Here is a 16,877-nt window from a genome sequence, read left to right as displayed (position 1 = left end):
GGGCGCGGAGGTCACGTGGTCACGATGCCCTGCGCCCGCGCCGCCGCGAGCCAGGTCGGGAACTCGCCGAGGAGCTGGTCGTACAGATGGTCGTCCGGGACCTTGTGGGGCTTCTTCCCCGCGTGGAAGAAGCCCGCGTTGTCGACGACGCGGGCGGCGGGGACGGCGAGTTCGTCGAGTTTGCGGAGGTAGTCGAACTGCGTGCTCTTCTCGTGGCCGAAGCCGATGAACTGCCAGAAGAGCGGGAGGTTCGCCGCCTTGCAGAGGTACCGCTCGGCGGCGCTCTTGCTGGTGGGGCCGCCGTCGGTCTGGAAGACGACCAGGGCGGGAGCGGTGGATCCGCTGTCCATGTAGTGGTCGATCACGGCGTCCATCGCCACGTGGTAGTTGGTCAGGCCCATGCGGCCGAGCCCCTCGACGATCTCGTCGATCCTGCCGTGGTGGCGGTCGAGCGAGATCTCCGTGACGGCGTCGACCTCCGTGGAGAAGAAGACGGTGGGCACGATGCCGTCGTCGTCGAGGTGCGCGGACAGGCCGAGCACGCGCTCGGCGAGGGCCTGGACGCTGCCCTTCTTGTAGTACGACCGCATGGAGCCGGAGTAGTCGACGACGAGATAGACGGCGGCGCGCATGCCCTCGAGACCGTGCTTGCGCAGGCTGACTCCGGCGGACTTGTAGAGGCTGACAAGGGCGGGCGCCGTCTCTTCCACCTTGCGCAGGCTGATCGCCGGTTCCACGTTCCGCTCCGTTCTCCCGCCCCGTTCCAGTGGGCCGAGGGTACGGGACATGCTGGTGGAGGCGTGAAGTGATCTCTTACGGGCTCGATGGCAAGGTCGTACTGATCACCGGTGCGGGCCGGGGTCAGGGAGCGGCCGAGGCGCGGCTTTTCGCGGAGGCCGGGGCACGGGTCGTGATCACGGACGTACGGGAGGAGGAGGGGCGGGGCGTCGCCAAGTCCCTGGGCGGTCAAGGCCTGTTCGTACGTCATGACGTCACGGAGGCGGAGAGCTGGTCATCGGCCGTGGCGGCCGGGATGGAGGCCTTCGGCCGCCTGGACGCGCTCGTCAACAATGCCGCGCTGTGGCGGACGGCGTCCGTGGAGAACGAGACGTACGAGAACTTCGAGGCTCTGATCCGGGTCAATCTGCTCGGCCCGTTCCTGGGCATCCAGGCGGTGCTGCCCGCGCTGCGGGAGGCGGGCGGGGGATCGATCGTGAACGTCTCGTCCACGGCCGGGCTCGTGGGGATCCCGGGCCATGCGGCCTACGGCTCCACGAAGTTCGCCCTCCGGGGCCTGACCCGGTCCTCGGCGTTGGACCTGGCGCGCTACGGGGTGCGGGTCAACTCCGTGCATCCGGGGGCGATCGACACGCCGATGATCTCCACGGCCTCCGCCGGACGGGACTGGTCCCATCTGCCGCTCGGCCGGATGGGGCGGCCGGAGGAGGTCGGGGAGCTGATTCTCTTCCTTGCCTCGGAGGCGTCGTCGTACATCACGGGGGCGGAGTTCGCGGTGGATGGGGGGTCGACGGCGGGGTGAGAGCCGGACGGGCTGAATCTCCAGCCGCCCCTACCCCGCCTGCTCCTGAAACGCCGGCAACTCAAAGATCCGCACCTTCGCCTCGTCGTCCATCAACTCGATCAGGGGCATCACCAGCTCCCACAGATCCCGCTTGTCGACCTCCAGGGCAAGCGCGTCCAGGTCAGGCACAGGCAGCGCCCCCGCCGCAGCGGCGACGATCTTGCGGGACTCCTCCGGCAGCGCGTCCACCAGCGGCAAGAACTCCGCCCACAGCCCGGTCGCCACGACCGCCCGCACGACCCCGCCGAGCACCCCCGCGTCCCGCAGGGACGGAAGCACGGCGACCGCCCGTCGCTCCTTCTCCCCCAGCAAGGCCACCAGCGGCAGCAGCGACTCCCACAGGTTCTGTTCGCTCACCGTCGCGACCAGGGAATCCAGCTCCTCCGGCGGCCGTGCGGCGGCGAGCGAGGCGATGCGGGACCGCTGCTCCCCCGTCACCATCCCGGCCACGGCAAGCGCCTGTGGCCACAGCCCCTCCCCCGACGCCGACGCGATGACCGACGCGAGCCGCTCCGCGCCCATCAACTCGATGATCTGGCCGAGCCGTTCGGGCACGTCGATCGTGAAGCCGGTCCGCAGGACGGCGGCGTCGTCCACCTGCGGCAGGATCCGGCTCAGCGCGGAGTCCCGCAGGTGGCCGACGAACCGGCCCATCGTCAGGTAGTCGCCCCGCTCGGCGAGCGCCACCGCGATCCGCACCACCAGGCCCTCGTCGAGCCGGTCGACGATGCCCTTGATCCGGCGCGGGTCGAGATGCCCGCACGACTGAGCCGTGAACGGCACCGGCAGCTTCTCGATGATGTCCGCGGCCCGCGCCGGTTCGAGGCGCCCCGCGACCCCGGCGGCGAGCCGCGGGCCCAGCGCCTTCTGCGAGATCGCGGCGGCGACCCCGGCCGGCACCAGCTTCGTCGCGGACGCGATCCGGTCGAGCATCTCGGGCGTACGGTCGAAGAGTTCCGCGACGCAGCTCTCGCGGAAGCGGCGTACGTCCTCGACGGGAAGCGTCCCCAGGAAGGCGAGCTCGTCCGGCTCGACGTCGAGGAGTCGAGCGATCTTCAGGGTCTCCGCCCTGCTCCGCAGCTTGTCCATGGCCCTGCCCCTCCCTATCGGAACAGAATGCGGCGTACGGGACCCCGTGCCAGTGCGGGCACGAGCTTCAGCGCCTCCTCGGCGGCCTCGTTCAGGCCCGACGCCCGGCTCTCCCGTTCGCGCCTCAGCGCGTCGGTGAGCAGAGCAAGCTGCTCGGGCGCCAACTTCCCGAAGGATTCCGGTGGTTCGTCCCGCAGCTCCTTGCTCAGCTGCTCCCGCGCTTCGGTGCTCATAGGGCCTCCCATGGCCGGTCCGGCTCCAGAGACTGATGCGATATTGACTATTAGTCAATAGAGCCGGATACGGTCGGACCCGCTCAGATCCGGAAGGCGCGCTACCGCAAAACCGCACGTAATCTTGTGCGAATGAAACGTGCAGGCCTCCTTCTTCTCGCCGTCGCCCCGGTCGCCACGGTCGCCGTCTACTTCCTGGGCGGGGACTCGGACAAGGGCGGCTCCGGGGCCGGCCGGCAGGCGCCCGGCACGCACCGGCCCTACGACGACGACAAGTCGGCGGCCGAGATCAAAGCCGACGACGAGCTGATCGCCGACCTGCCCCCGGGTCTCGCGGCGCCCGCCAAGAAGGACCTCGCCCAGCAGCTGATAGCCAGCGCGGAGAACTCCACGCTGAACTGGCGCGGGCAGTACGGCTACATAGAGGACATCGACGACGACCACGGCTACACCGCCGGGATCATCGGCTTCTGCACCGGCACGCACGACCTGCTCGCCCTCGTCGAGCGATACACGAAGGACCACCCGGACAACGGCCTCGCCCGCTATCTGCCAGCCCTGCGCAAGGTCGACGGCACGGACTCGCACGAGGGGCTCGACCCCGGCTTCACCAAGGCCTGGAAGGCGGAGGCCGACGAGCCCGCCTTCCGCAAGGCCCAGAACAGCGCGCGCGACCGCGTCTACTTCGACCCCGCCGTCCGCCTCGCCAAGCTCGACGGGCTCGGCACGCTGGGGCAGTTCATCTACTACGACGCGATGGTCCTGCACGGCCCGGGCACCGGACCGCGCGGCTTCTACGGCCTGCGCGAGGCGGCCCTGAAGGAGGCGGACACGCCCGCGCAGGGCGGCAAGGAGAAGGCGTACCTCGACATCTTCCTGGACATCCGCCGCACGGCGATGAAGTCCGAGAAGGCGCACCGCGACACGACGCGCGTGGACACGGCGCAGCGGGAGTTCCTCTACGACGGCAATCTGGGCCTGAAGACGCCGCTGACGTGGAAGGTGTACGGGGAGACGTTCAGGGTCCCGTAAACGGTCCGCCCTGAACGCTCCCCGCCGGGCTCAGCCCTTGACGGCTCCGGCCGCCAGGCCCGAGCCCAGCTTCCGGTGGACGATCACGAAGAAGATCATCACTGGCACGGTGACAAGCGTGGAGCTGGCCATGACCGGGCCCCAGGCCGTGGAGTTCTCACCGAAGAACTGGTAAATGCCCACGGCGGCCGTGTACTTGTCGCTGCCCTTCATGAAGGTGTACGCGAAGACGAACTCGTTCCACGCCGTGATGAAGGCGAAGATCGAGGTCGCGACGAGTCCGGGCGCCACCAGCGGAAGCAGCACCGAGCGGAACATCCGGAACCAGGACGCCCCGTCGATGTACGCGGCCTCCTCGACCTCCTTGGGCACGGTCTGGACGAACCCGCGCAGGGTCCAGATCGCGAAGGGGAGCGAGAGCGCGATGTAGACGATCGTCAGGCCGATCAGCGAGTTGAGCATCTCGTAGTCGCGCATCTGGATGAAGAGCGGGATGACGAGTGCCTCGAGCGGCACCATCTGCACTATCAGGACCATGATCAGCACGGAGGTGCGGAACTTGAACTTGAAGCGGGCCACCGCGATCGCCGCGAAGAGCGAGAGCACCCCGGCGGCCAGGATCGTGCCGAAGCCGACGAGCGCCGAGTTCAGCAGATACGTACCGAAGTTGCCCTTCTCGAACACGTAGGTGAAGTGCTCGAAGCTGATGCCGCTCGGCAGCACGTCCGAACCGCGGGTGACCGCCTTCGGGTCGAGTGCCGTGGAGATCATCCAGTACACGGGGAAGAGTGTGAAGAGCAGCAGCGCGGCGACCGCCACGGGCAGACCGATGCGTGCGGCGAGTGTGGTGCGACGGGCGCTCACAGGTCCTCCTCCCCCTGCCGGAACAGCGTGCGGATGTAGACGATCGTGATGGCGAGGAGCAGCAGGGTGAGGAGGACGGCGGCTGCCGCGCCGGTGCCGTAGTCGTTCTTGGCGAAGGCCTGGATGTACGAGAAGACGCCCAGGTTGTAGACCTCTTCGTTGGCGCCGTCGCCTCCCGGCATCAGATAGATCTGGGTGAAGACCTTGAAGTCCCAGATGGTGGAGAGGATGGTCACCACGAGGAAGACCGGCTTGATCGTCGGCAGCGTGATCTTCCAGAACCGCTGCCAGGCGTTGGCGCCGTCCAGCTCCCCCGCTTCGTAGAGCTCCTTGGGGATCGTCATCAGGCCCGCGAGGACGGTGATGGCGACGAACGGGAACCCGTGGTGGACGACGTTCAGGGTCGCGATCGCGTAGAACGGCCCGCGCTCGGTGAACCAGTTGCTGGTCTCCGGGTCGATGAGCCCCATCGATACCGCGATCTGACTGACCATGCCGTCCTGCGGCTGGAAGAGCCAGATCCAGACGTACGTCCCTGTGACGGCGGGCATCGCCCACGCGGCAAGGATCGCGATGGAGCAGATGAGCCGCCAGACCGGGCCGAGGCGGTTGAGCAGCAGGGCGACGAGAGTGCCGAGGGCGACGGTGAGGCCGACACAGGCGATCGCGAAGAACGCCGTGTTGGGCAGGACCGTCTTCCACAGGAGTCCGCTGCCGAGCAGGTCGGTGTAGTGGTCGAATCCGGTGTACGTGCCCACTCCGCCGCCGAATTTGACGACGTAGTCCTGCATCGAGAGCTTGACGACCTGGATCAGCGGCCAGAGCAGCAGGCCCGCGAGGACCAGGAGGGAGGGCGCGAGGAGCAGCCACGGCCGGGCAAGGCCGACCAGCTTCTTCTTACGGAGGGCTGCTTCGTGTTCCGGTCGGTTGGCGGGGGCGGGGCGGCGGCCCTTGGTGTCTTCCTCCGGTCCGCCGCCGACGAGCGTGTCTTTCACGGTGCCGACTCGCCCTCGCCTACTTGTCCTTGGCGAAGATCGCGTCCATGTCCTTGGCGGCCTTGTCCGCCGCCTCCTGGACGGAGGACTTCCCGGTCAGGATGGACTGCACCATGCCGGGGATGACCTTCGAGGCCTGGATCTCGCCGTACGCCTTGGTCTTGGGGACGGTCGCGCCGGCCTCGAGCATCTGCTTGGCGAAGGGCTCGACCAGCGGGTCCTTCTTGGCCTCGATCTTCTTCAGCTCGGAGTTCTGACCCGGGAAGTAGTTGGTGTCCTCGGCCCACTTGGCAGCGAAGTCACCCGTGGTCAGCATCTTGACGAACTCCCAGGCGAGGTCCTTCTTGTCCGTGTCGAACGTGGACAGGTAGGAGCCGCCGAGGAACGACTTGCTCATGCCGCCGTTCTCGCCGGGGATCGGCACGGCGGCGAGCTTGCCCTTGAGGTCCGGGTTCGCCTCGACGATGGCCTTCGGCGTCCAGTTGCCGCCGACGGCCATGGAGATCTGGCCCTTGTTCCAGGCGTCGCCGACCTCCTTCTCCGTCCAGGTGTTGACCTTGGCCGGGGAGACCTTGTCCTTGGTGGCGAGGTCGGTGTAGAACTCGATGCCCTTAACAGCCTCCGGGGAGTTGATCCCGGACTTCCACGTGCCGCCCGACTCCGTGGCGAGTTCGCCTCCGGCGCCCCAGATGAAGGGTGTGGCGAACATTTCGGCGCCGCCTGCGACCGGGAAGGGGATCATCCCGGGCTCCTTGTCCTTCAGCGTCTTCGCCGCGGACTGGAGCTCCTTCCAGGTGGTGGGGGCCTTCAGCTTGTGCTTCTCGAAGATGTCCTTGCGGTAGACGATGCTGCGTACGCCCGCGTACCAGGGCATGCCGTACTGCTTGCCGTCCAGCGTGCCCGCGTCCGCGAGGCCCTCGACGAGGTCGTCATTGAGTCCGGACTCTTTCACCTTGTCGGTCACGTCGACGAGGCCGCCGGTCTCGGCGAACTGCGGCACCCAGGTCGTACCGACCTCGGCCACGTCGGGGACCTGGTCCTCGCCGCCTTCGATGGCGGTGGTGAACTTCTTCTGAGCGGTGGCCCACTGCTGGTACTCGACGTGGATCTTGGCGCCGGTCTTCTTCTCGAAGGCCTTGCCGGCCTCGGCGAAGAAGGGTCTGGCGTCGGGGTTGGTCCCCTCCATGATCCATACGGTGAGGGTCTTGCCCTTGCCGTCGGTGGCCTTGCCGCCACCGTCGCTCCCGTCATCGCTGCCGCATGCCGTCGCGGTCAGTCCGAGCGTCATGGCGATACCTGCCGCGATGACCCGTCGCTTCATACCGGCCCCCTCATGGGTTCGAGCTGTTTCCTGCGCCGACCGTTGTTGTGGAGTGATTGTGGCCACATGGACTCCAGGCGGTCTAGACCCATCTGGGCCCGCTGCCGAACCGTAATGAGCATTGCGGGCTGCGCAATGCACAACGCGTGTTGCGCAGCCCGCAACGGCTTTAGGCTCTCTGACTGCGCTCGGGCGGGGGTTACGGGTGTGGGGTTGCCGTTTGGGGAGCTGTGGTGGGCCGGTGTTGGTGAGGTTGCCGGGGCCGTCCGGTTGACCCGAGATTGGCGGTTACGGGCCGGGCGAGGGAAGACATCCGGACGGCCCAGGGGCGGGACTCTCGACCACTCCCGTCGGGCCGAGCGGTTTTGACGCCGGGTGCGGACTGGTTCGTTGGGGGCGGCCCTCAGTGAGGGAGGCGCGCGGCTGCTCAGGGGAGGGGCGGCGGTCTCGTCAAGCGTCCGGCGACCGGATCGTCGGGGGCGGCCGCCAGGGATGGGGGCGCACCCGCTCCGGGGATGGGTCAGGGTTTCGTCGAGCGGCTGCGGACCGGGTCTTCTGGCGTGACCGGGCGGGGTAGGGGCGGTGTCGGCAGCCCGTGTCGGCGGGAGGCGCCTGGCCGATCAGTGGCTGGGGTGGGGCAGGGGGTCCGGGACCTTTTCCCGGGAAGGCGCATCGCGCACTCCGCGCGCCCCCCTTCTCCCCGAACGCAACTTTGCCAAAGTAGGTGCCCCGCCCGTGCCCCTCCGCGCGGATTGCAGAAAAGTCCCGCCGTACGGGCCCTCAGATACGTAAATCGTGGGACTTCCCTGCAATCCGCTCTGCGATCGGCCGCCGGGCCCTCTTCCCCGCGCCGGGCAGTCGGTCGCCGGTCTTCTCCCGTCTCCACGGACCGCCGACCCGCCCGCACCCCGTCCCCTGGCGGCTCCCCCTCCACGATCCGGTCGGCAGCCGCTTGACGAGACCGGTGCCCCGGTCCAACGGACCGCGCACTCCTCACGGCTCGGGGCGCCCCCGACGAACCAGTCCGCACCCGGCAGTGAAGCCGAAGACCGCCGGTAGCCGTCCCGAGAGTCCCGCCCCTGGGCCGTCCGGATGTCTTCCCTCGCGCGGTGGAGGGACGGGAGTCAAGGGTGGCCCGAAGGGCCATCGGCGCAGCCGACGCGACGCAGGAGCGCCCTTGACGCCCGGCCCGTAACCGCCAATCTCGGGTCAACCGGACGGCCCCGGCACCCTCACCAACACCGGCCCACCACAGCTCCCAAACGGCAACCCCACCCTCATCTGAACCCTCCTGGAACGCCACGACGCCCGCCCAGGTCCGGTCGGGGACGAGGCGGGCGTCGCTCAGTTCCGTACGCCGTTGTACGGGACGAATATGGGGTTGTGGTGGTGCTGAAGGACTAGACCATCAGAGATCGGTCCGTAGGTCGAATCGGGGACGGCAAATCGCTCGCCCCGGTCAGGAAACGGTCCACGCCCTGCGCGGCCGAGCGCCCCTCGGCGATCGCCCAGACGATGAGCGACTGGCCGCGGCCCGCGTCACCGGCGACGAAGACGCCGGGCACGTTGGTCTGGAACTCGGCGTCGCGCGCGACGTTCCCGCGCTCGTCGAGGTCCAGGGAGAACTGGTCCACCAGGCCGTTCTCACGGTCCGTGCCCGTGAAGCCCATGGCAAGGGTCACCAGCTGGGCGGGGATCTTGCGCTCCGTGCCCGGCTTCTGGGTCAGCTTGCCGTCGATGAACTCGACCTCTGCGAGGTGCAGGAACTGGACGTTCCCGTCCTCGTCGCCCTCGAAGTGCGTCGTCGAGACGGCGTAGACGCGCTCGCCGCCCTCCTCGTGCGCGGAGGTGACCTTGTAGAGCATCGGGAAGGTCGGCCACGGCTGGTTCGGATTCCGGTCCTCGCCCGGGCGCGGCATGATCTCCAGCTGCGTGACCGAAGCCGCGCCCTGGCGGTGGGCCGTGCCCACGCAGTCCGCGCCGGTGTCGCCGCCGCCGATGACCACGACGTGCTTGCCCTCGGCGGTGATCGGGGGCGCCACGAAGTCGCCCTCCTGGACCTTGTTGGCGAGCGGCAGGTACTCCATGGCGAAGTGGATGCCGTTCAGCTCACGGCCCGGCACCGGCAGGTCGCGGGAGATCGTGGCGCCGGCGGCGATGACCACCGCGTCGTACCGCTTGCGCAGCTTCTTCGCGTCGATGTCGCGGCCGATCTCCACGCCCGTACGGAACTTGGTGCCCTCCGCGCGCATCTGCTCGATGCGGCGGTTGATGTGGCGCTTCTCCATCTTGAACTCGGGGATGCCGTAGCGGAGCAGGCCGCCGATGCGGTCGGCGCGCTCGTAGACGGCGACCGTGTGGCCCGCCCGCGTCAGCTGCTGCGCCGCGGCGAGGCCCGCCGGGCCCGAGCCGATGACGGCGACGGTCTTGCCGGAGAGGCGGTCGGGCGCCTGGGGCAGCACGTCGTTCGCGTCCCACGCCTTGTCGATGATCGAGACTTCGACGTTCTTGATGGTGACGGCGGGCTGGTTGATGCCGAGCACGCACGCCGACTCGCAGGGCGCCGGGCAGAGGCGCCCGGTGAACTCCGGGAAGTTGTTCGTGGCGTGCAGCCGCTCGGAAGCGGCCGACCAGTCCTCGCGGTACGCGAAGTCGTTCCACTCGGGGATCAGGTTCCCCAGCGGACAGCCCTGGTGACAGAACGGGATACCGCAGTCCATGCAGCGCGACGCCTGCTTGGAGATGATCGGCAGGAGGGAGCCGGGAACGTAGACCTCGTTCCAGTCCTGGACGCGCTCGCCGACCGGGCGGGTCTGCGCGACCTCACGGCCATGGTTCAAAAAGCCCTTGGGATCAGCCATTGGTCGCCGCCTCCATCATCTTCTCGGTGATCTCGTTCTCGGAGAGACCGTCTCGCTCGGCGGCGTCCTTGGCGGCGAGCACTGCCTTGTACGTGCTGGGGATGATCCTGCTGAAGCGCTCCACCGAAACGGACCACTCGGCGAGCAGCTTCTCGGCGACGGTCGAGCCCGTCTCCTCCTGGTGGCGGCGCACGACGTCGTGCAGCCACTTCTTGTCGGAGTCGTCCAGGGCCTCGACGGCTTCCACGTTGCCGGGGTTGACGTTGTCCCGGTCGAGGTCGATGACGTACGCGATACCGCCCGACATACCGGCCGCGAAGTTGCGGCCCGTCTCGCCGAGGACCACCGCGTGGCCACCGGTCATGTACTCGCAGCCGTGGTCGCCCACGCCCTCGGACACGACCGTCGCACCGGAGTTGCGGACGCAGAACCGCTCGCCCGTGCGGCCACGGAGGAACAGCTCGCCGCCGGTGGCGCCGTACGCGATGGTGTTGCCCGCGATCGTCGAGTACTCGGCGAGGTGGTCGGCGCCGCGGTCCGGGCGGACGATGACGCGGCCGCCGGAGAGGCCCTTGCCGACGTAGTCGTTGGCGTCGCCCTCCAGACGGAGGGTCACGCCGCGCGGCACGAACGCGCCGAACGACTGGCCCGCCGAGCCGGTGAAGGTGATGTCGATGGTGTCGTCGGGCAGGCCCGCGCCACCGAACTTCTTCGTCACCTCGTGGCCGAGCATGGTGCCGACCGTGCGGTTGATGTTGCGGATCGCGACCTGTGCGCGGACCGGCTGTGCGTCGGTCGCGCCGGAGGCGGAGAGCGCGTCGGCGGCGAGCTTGATCAGCTCGTTGTCGAGCGCCTTCTCCAGGGCGTGGTCCTGGACCGCGGTCTGGTGGCGCGCCGCGCCCTCGGGAAGGGAGGGCACGTGGAAGAGCGGCTCAAGGTCGAGGCCCTGCGCCTTCCAGTGGTTGACGGCCCGCTCGGTGTCGAGGAACTCGGCGTGGCCGACGGCCTCCTCGATGGTGCGGAAGCCGAGCTCGGCCAGGATCTCGCGGACCTCTTCGGCGATGAACTCGAAGAAGTTGACGATGTACTCGGCCTTGCCGGAGAAGCGCTCGCGCAGCGCCGGGTTCTGCGTGGCGATGCCGACCGGGCAGGTGTCCAGGTGGCAGACGCGCATCATGACGCAGCCGGAGACGACGAGCGGCGCGGTCGCGAAACCGAACTCCTCGGCGCCGAGCAGCGCGGCGATGACGACGTCACGGCCGGTCTTGAGCTGGCCGTCCGTCTGGACCACGATGCGGTCGCGCAGGCCGTTGAGGAGCAGCGTCTGCTGGGTCTCGGCGAGGCCGAGCTCCCAGGGACCGCCCGCGTGCTTGAGCGAGGTGAGCGGCGAGGCGCCCGTACCTCCGTCGTGTCCGGAGATCAGGACGACGTCCGCGTGCGCCTTGGAGACACCCGCGGCGACCGTGCCGACACCGACCTCGGAGACCAGCTTCACGTGAATCCGCGCCTGCGGGTTCGCGTTCTTCAGGTCGTGGATCAGCTGGGCCAGGTCCTCGATGGAGTAGATGTCGTGGTGCGGCGGCGGGGAGATCAGGCCCACGCCCGGCGTCGAGTGACGCGTCTTGGCGACCCACGGGTAGACCTTGTGGCCGGGCAGCTGGCCGCCCTCGCCGGGCTTGGCGCCCTGCGCCATCTTGATCTGGATGTCGTCCGCGTTGACCAGGTACTCGGAGGTCACACCGAAGCGGCCGGACGCGACCTGCTTGATGGACGAGCGGCGCGCCGGGTCGTAAAGACGCTCGGCGTCCTCGCCGCCCTCACCGGTGTTGGACTTGCCGCCCAGCTGGTTCATGGCGATGGCCATGGTCTCGTGGGCTTCCTGCGAGATCGAGCCGTACGACATGGCGCCGGTCGAGAACCGCCTGACGATGTCGGCGGCCGACTCGACCTCGTCGATCGAGATCGAGGGGCGGTCCGACTTCAGGTTGAACAGGCCGCGCAGCGTCATCAGGCGCTCGGACTGCTCGTTCACGCGGTCCGTGTACTTCTTGAAGATGTCGTAGCGGCGGTTGCGCGTGGAGTGCTGCAGGCGGAAGACCGTCTCCGGGTCGAAGAGGTGCGGCTCGCCCTCGCGGCGCCACTGGTACTCACCGCCTATGTCGAGCGCGCGGTGCGCGGAGGCCACGCCGGAGACCGGGTACGCCTTGGCGTGCCGGGCGGCGACCTCCTGGGCGACGACGTCGATGCCGACTCCGCCGATCTTGGACGTCGTGCCGACGAAGTACTTCGCGACGAAGTTCTCCTGGAGGCCGACGGCCTCGAAGACCTGCGCGCCGCGGTAGGAGGCGACGGTCGAGATGCCCATCTTGGACATGACCTTCAGGACGCCCTTGCCGAGCCCGTAGATCAGGTTCCGGATGGCCTGCTCGGCGCCACCGTCTTCGTCGGCCTGAAGGAACGTACCCGCGCGGACGAGGTCCTCGACGGACTCCATCGCGAGGTAGGGGTTGACGGCCGCGGCGCCGTAGCCGATGAGGAGGGCCACGTGGTGGACCTCGCGGACATCGCCCGCCTCGACGAGCAGGCCCACCTGGGTGCGCTGCTTCGTACGGATGAGGTGGTGGTGGACGGCCGCGGTGAGAAGGAGCGAGGGGATCGGCGCGTGCTCGGCGTCGGAGTGCCGGTCGGAGAGCACGATCAGGCGGGCGCCGGCCTCTATGGCGGCGTCGGCCTCGGAGCAGATCTCCTCGATACGGGCGGCCAGCGCGTCGCCGCCGCCGCTGACGCGGTAGAGACCGGAGAGGGTCGCGGCCGTCATGCCGGGCATGTCGCCGTCGGCGTTGATGTGGATGAGCTTGGCGAGCTCGTCGTTGTCGATCACCGGGAAGGGCAGCGTGACGCTGCGACAGGTCGCGGCGGTCGGCTCCAGGATGTTGCCCTGCGGGCCGAGCGAGGAGTGCAGCGAGGTGACGAGCTCTTCACGGATGGCGTCCAGCGGCGGGTTGGTGACCTGCGCGAACAGCTGCGTGAAGTAGTCGAAGATCAGCCGCGGGCGCTCGGAGAGTGCCGCGATCGGAGTGTCCGTGCCCATGGAGCCGAGCGGCTCGCCGCCGGTCTTGGCCATCGGCGCGAGGATGACGCGCAGCTCTTCCTCGGTGTAGCCGAAGGTCTGCTGGCGGCGCGTGACGGAGGCGTGCGTGTGCACGATGTGCTCGCGCTCGGGCAGGTCGGAGAGCTCGATCTCGCCGGCCTCCAGCCACTCCTGGTACGGCTTCTCCAGGGCGAGCGCGGCCTTGATCTCGTCGTCCTCGACGATGCGGTGCTCGGCGGTGTCGACGAGGAACATCTTGCCGGGCTGCAGGCGGCCCTTGCGGACGACCTTCGCGGGGTCGATGTCGAGGACGCCGACCTCGGAGCCGAGGACGACGAGGCCGTCGTCGGTGACCCAGTAGCGCCCTGGACGCAGACCGTTGCGGTCGAGAACCGCGCCGACCTGGACGCCGTCGGTGAAGGTGACACAGGCCGGGCCGTCCCAGGGCTCCATCAGCGTGGAGTGGTACTGGTAGAAGGCGCGGCGGGCCGGGTCCATCGAGCCGTGGTTCTCCCACGCCTCGGGGATCATCATCAGGACGCTGTGCGGAAGCGAACGTCCACCGAGGTGGAGGAGTTCGAGCACCTCGTCGAAGGACGCCGAGTCGGACGCGTCCGGCGTACAGATCGGGAAGACGCGGTCGAGCTTCTCGGTGCTGTTCTCGGCCGCGGAGGCGAACAGGCCGGAGGCGAGCTGCGACTCACGCGCCCGCATCCAGTTCCGGTTGCCCTTGACCGTGTTGATCTCGCCGTTGTGCGCGACGAAGCGGTACGGGTGCGCGAGCGGCCAGCTCGGGAACGTGTTCGTGGAGAAGCGCGAGTGGACGAGCGCGACGGCCGTGGCGAAACGGCGGTCGGACAGGTCGGGGAAGAACGGCTCCAGCTGGCCTGTGGTCAGCATGCCCTTGTAGACGATGGTCCGGGCGGAGAGCGAGGGGAAGTACGTCCCTGCCTCACGCTCGGCGCGCTTGCGCAGCACGAAGGCCTTGCGGTCGAGCGCGATGCCGGAGCTCTCGCCGTCGGCCACGAAGATCTGCCTAAAGACCGGCATCGTCGAGCGGGCGGTGGCACCGAGCAGCTCGGGGGCGACGGGAACGTCGCGCCAGCCGAGGACCGTCAGGCCTTCCTCCGAGGCGATCGTCTCGATCTGCGAGACGGCGGCGTCGGTGGTGCCCGCGGTGTCGACCGGCAGGAAGGCGATGCCGACGGCGTAAGCGCCGGCCTCGGGGAGCGCGAATCCCGCGACCTCGCGCAGGAAGGCGTCCGGCACCTGGAGCAGGATTCCCGCGCCGTCGCCGGAGTCGGGCTCGGAGCCGGTGGCACCACGGTGTTCGAGATTGCGCAGTACGGTCAGCGCCTGTTCGACCAGCTCATGGCTGGCTACACCGGTGAGGGTGGCCACGAACCCGACACCACAGGCGTCGTGCTCGTTACGGGGGTCGTACATGCCCTGAGGGGCGGGGCGACCGTCCATGGGCGACCAGGCGTGCGTACGCATTGGCTCTCCCGTCGTCGTCGTGGCATATGCAATAAGCGAGGGACGACGTTGGCCCAGGCGAAATTTCGTGCAGGTTACATGATGGAACGCTTCTCGAAAAGCGGATAACTCATTCCACCATGTGGACACCGCTCATAAGTGTGGAGAGCGATCAGAAGAGGGGCCTATGCGGACAGATCCATGGCCGTAGGCCCGAGAGCGGTGCGAGCCTCATTGCCCGCAGCGCTTTCACCTCATGCCCGGTGGTTAACGACTCGAAACCGCCGAGTAACGACTACTTATGCAAGGTCCCGCATAGGACTGCAAGAGTTCATCCTACGGCGCTACCGAACAAGCTGCCCAGGGCGTACGTCACACCCGCCGCCGCCCCACCGAGCACCAGCTGCCTCAGACCGCTGAACCACCAGGATCGCGCTGTCACCTTCGCCACAACGGCACCGCAGGCGAAGAGCCCGATCAGCGCGAGAAGCAGCGCGGGCCAGAACGTGTTCGCACCGAGCAGGTACGGCAGCACGGGGAGCAGGGCGCCGAGCGCGAAAGCGCCGAAGGAGGAGACCGCGGCGACGGTCGGCGAGGGCAGATCGCCGGGGTCGATGCCCAGCTCCTCGCGCGCGTGGATCTCCAGGGCCTGCTCGGGGTCCTTGGACAGCTGCTTGGCGACCTCGCGGGCGAGGCCGGGCTCGACGCCGCGCGACTCGTAAAGGGCGGCGAGCTCCTTCTCCTCGTCCGCCGGGTGCTTGCGCAACTCCCTGCGTTCCACGTCGAGTTCGGCCTGGACGAGCTCACGCTGCGAGGCGACGGAGGTGTACTCGCCTGCCGCCATGGAGAAGGCGCCGGCGGCGAGGCCGACCAGACCCGTGACGACGATGGTCTGCTGCGCCACGGATCCACCCGCGACACCGGTCATCAGGGCCAGGTTGGACACCAGGCCGTCCATCGCGCCGAAGACGGCGGGGCGCAGCCAGCCGCCGTTCACGTCGCGGTGGGTGTGGTTGTCGCGGTGCGCTTCGTGCAGCGTCGCTTCGGTCTCGATGATCGCCATCGTGGGGCCCCCTCAGTGCTTGGACGATCTCGAAAGTACGCGCGAAAAATCGCTCTCGCCAGCAAGGAAGGCCGTACTTACCTGCCCTTACGAGGGCACGAACGGGGGTCTCTCGAACCGGTGATCGCATGAGGCGGAGGGGTGACGTCGGCGGTGCGGATGCGCGCGTCGGGGGTGTCGCGTGGCAGAGATACAGGCACACGTCTCGGCACCAGGGAGGCACAGCATGACGACCGGTGTGACAGGAGTGACCGGGCCGATCGGAGCGACCGGCCTGAGAGAGCGGGCGCGGGGCGCGCTTCTCGGTCTCGCGGTCGGCGACGCGCTCGGCGCGCCCGCCGAGAACATGAAGCCTTCGGAGATCCGCCGCCGCTGGGGACGTATCACCGGGTACGTCGCCGAACATCCGTCGGGCACGGACGACACCGAGTACGCGATCTTCTCGGGGCTCCTGCTCGCCCGGCACGGCTCGGCCCTCACCGTCGCGCATGTCGAGGCGGCCTGGCACGAGTGGATCGCGGACCTGGACGAGGGTCCCTTCCGGGGCGCGGGCTTCAGCGAGCGCGGCACGCTCGAGAACCTTCGCCGTGGCCTCGCGGCGCCCATCTCGGCGCAGCACCGGCACGCGTGGAGCGACGGGCTCGCGATGCGGGCCGCCCCGTTCGGGGTCTTCGCGGCTGGCCGGCCCGCCGAAGCGGCCCGGCTCGTGGCGATCGACGGCTCGGTCAGCCATGACGGCGAGGGCATCTACGGCGGGCAGGCGGTGGCGGCGGGGGTTTCGGCGGCGATGGTCGGGGCGCCGGTGGCCTCCGTGGTGGCCGCTGCCCTGTCCGTCATCCCGATGGACTGCTGGACGTCCCGATCGCTGCGGCGGGCGGTGGCGGTGGCGCATCGGGGCGAACGCGCGGTCCGCTCCGCGGTGGTGATCGGCGGCTATCCCTGGACCGACCTCGCTCCCGAGGCGGTTGCGCTCGCCTTCGGGGCGTACGCGGCGGCCTCCGGCCATTTCCCGGACGCGGTGCTGACCGCCGTCAACATGGGGCGGGACGCGGATACGACTGCGGCGGTTGCTGGGGCGCTGGCCGGGGCGGCGTGTGGGGCCTCTGCGATTCCGTCGGCGTGGGCGGCTGCGATCGGCCCTGCGCGGGGGAGCTGCCTCCCCTCGATGCGGGGGCATCACGTACTGGATGTGGCGGAGCTGCTTGTTTCTGACCGGGGGGTCTCGTGACCGAGAACGAGCCCGCCGCTTCGCGGCGGATGTCTCCCGCCC

The 16,877-nt window shown here is 68.9% G+C and carries 12 protein-coding genes; 3 read left to right on the top strand and 9 right to left on the bottom strand.

Features of this window, described 5'->3' with window-relative positions:
- Nucleotides 1–11: 11 nt before the first annotated feature.
- Nucleotides 12–737 (bottom strand): vWA domain-containing protein, encoded by a 726-nt coding sequence (locus ACWFRJ_RS25000; RefSeq protein ID WP_453534988.1) that lies wholly within the window; start codon nucleotides 735–737, stop codon nucleotides 12–14.
- Between the two features lie 71 nt (nucleotides 738–808).
- Between ACWFRJ_RS25000 and ACWFRJ_RS24995 the strand changes: the two genes are divergently transcribed.
- Nucleotides 809–1,540, top strand: coding sequence for an SDR family NAD(P)-dependent oxidoreductase (locus tag ACWFRJ_RS24995; protein ID WP_453535714.1), 732 nt, complete (start codon nucleotides 809–811; stop codon nucleotides 1,538–1,540).
- 30 nt (nucleotides 1,541–1,570) lie between these two features.
- Here the strand turns inward: ACWFRJ_RS24995 and ACWFRJ_RS24990 are convergent, their stop codons facing one another.
- Nucleotides 1,571–2,671: a hypothetical protein gene (locus ACWFRJ_RS24990; protein WP_453534985.1), complete on the bottom strand. Its 1,101-nt coding sequence runs from the start codon at nucleotides 2,669–2,671 to the stop codon at nucleotides 1,571–1,573.
- 14 nt (nucleotides 2,672–2,685) lie between these two features.
- Complete coding sequence (locus ACWFRJ_RS24985) at nucleotides 2,686–2,904, bottom strand: hypothetical protein (protein WP_453534982.1); 219 nt, start codon at nucleotides 2,902–2,904, stop codon at nucleotides 2,686–2,688.
- Nucleotides 2,905–3,036: 132 nt separating this feature from the next.
- On the opposite strand from ACWFRJ_RS24985, the gene ACWFRJ_RS24980 reads away from it, so the two are divergent.
- Nucleotides 3,037–3,936: a chitosanase gene (locus tag ACWFRJ_RS24980; protein WP_453534980.1), complete on the top strand. Its 900-nt coding sequence runs from the start codon at nucleotides 3,037–3,039 to the stop codon at nucleotides 3,934–3,936.
- A 30-nt stretch (nucleotides 3,937–3,966) separates the two neighbouring features.
- Here the strand turns inward: ACWFRJ_RS24980 and ACWFRJ_RS24975 are convergent, their stop codons facing one another.
- The 6 genes from ACWFRJ_RS24975 to ACWFRJ_RS24950 form a co-directional block, all read right to left on the bottom strand.
- On the bottom strand, nucleotides 3,967–4,800 hold the full coding sequence (locus ACWFRJ_RS24975) for a carbohydrate ABC transporter permease (RefSeq protein ID WP_453534977.1): 834 nt from the start codon (nucleotides 4,798–4,800) through the stop codon (nucleotides 3,967–3,969).
- Nucleotides 4,797–5,795 (bottom strand): carbohydrate ABC transporter permease, encoded by a 999-nt coding sequence (locus tag ACWFRJ_RS24970; protein ID WP_453534974.1) that lies wholly within the window; start codon nucleotides 5,793–5,795, stop codon nucleotides 4,797–4,799. The genes ACWFRJ_RS24975 and ACWFRJ_RS24970 overlap by 4 nt, the downstream gene beginning before the upstream one ends.
- 19 nt (nucleotides 5,796–5,814) lie before the next feature.
- Nucleotides 5,815–7,116, bottom strand: coding sequence for a sugar ABC transporter substrate-binding protein (locus tag ACWFRJ_RS24965; RefSeq protein ID WP_453534971.1), 1,302 nt, complete (start codon nucleotides 7,114–7,116; stop codon nucleotides 5,815–5,817).
- Nucleotides 7,117–8,516: 1,400 nt separating this feature from the next.
- On the bottom strand, nucleotides 8,517–9,977 hold the full coding sequence (locus tag ACWFRJ_RS24960) for a glutamate synthase subunit beta (RefSeq protein ID WP_453534969.1): 1,461 nt from the start codon (nucleotides 9,975–9,977) through the stop codon (nucleotides 8,517–8,519).
- Nucleotides 9,970–14,565, bottom strand: coding sequence for a glutamate synthase large subunit (gene gltB, locus ACWFRJ_RS24955; RefSeq protein ID WP_453534966.1), 4,596 nt, complete (start codon nucleotides 14,563–14,565; stop codon nucleotides 9,970–9,972). The genes ACWFRJ_RS24960 and gltB overlap by 8 nt, the downstream gene beginning before the upstream one ends.
- Before the next feature lie 310 nt (nucleotides 14,566–14,875).
- The gene (locus ACWFRJ_RS24950) at nucleotides 14,876–15,607 is read right to left on the bottom strand and encodes a VIT1/CCC1 transporter family protein (protein WP_453534964.1); all 732 of its coding nucleotides are present in this window, start codon (nucleotides 15,605–15,607) and stop codon (nucleotides 14,876–14,878) included.
- Nucleotides 15,608–15,833: 226 nt separating this feature from the next.
- Here ACWFRJ_RS24950 and ACWFRJ_RS24945 point away from each other — a divergent pair, with 226 nt between their 5' ends.
- Nucleotides 15,834–16,835 carry an ADP-ribosylglycohydrolase family protein gene (locus ACWFRJ_RS24945; protein ID WP_453534961.1) on the top strand — a complete coding sequence of 334 codons (1,002 nt, stop codon included), beginning with the start codon at nucleotides 15,834–15,836 and terminating at the stop codon, nucleotides 16,833–16,835.
- Nucleotides 16,836–16,877 lie beyond the last annotated feature (42 nt).

This window comes from Streptomyces sp. NPDC055239, assembly GCF_053606205.1.
This window is presented reverse-complemented; position numbering and strand designations above follow the sequence as displayed.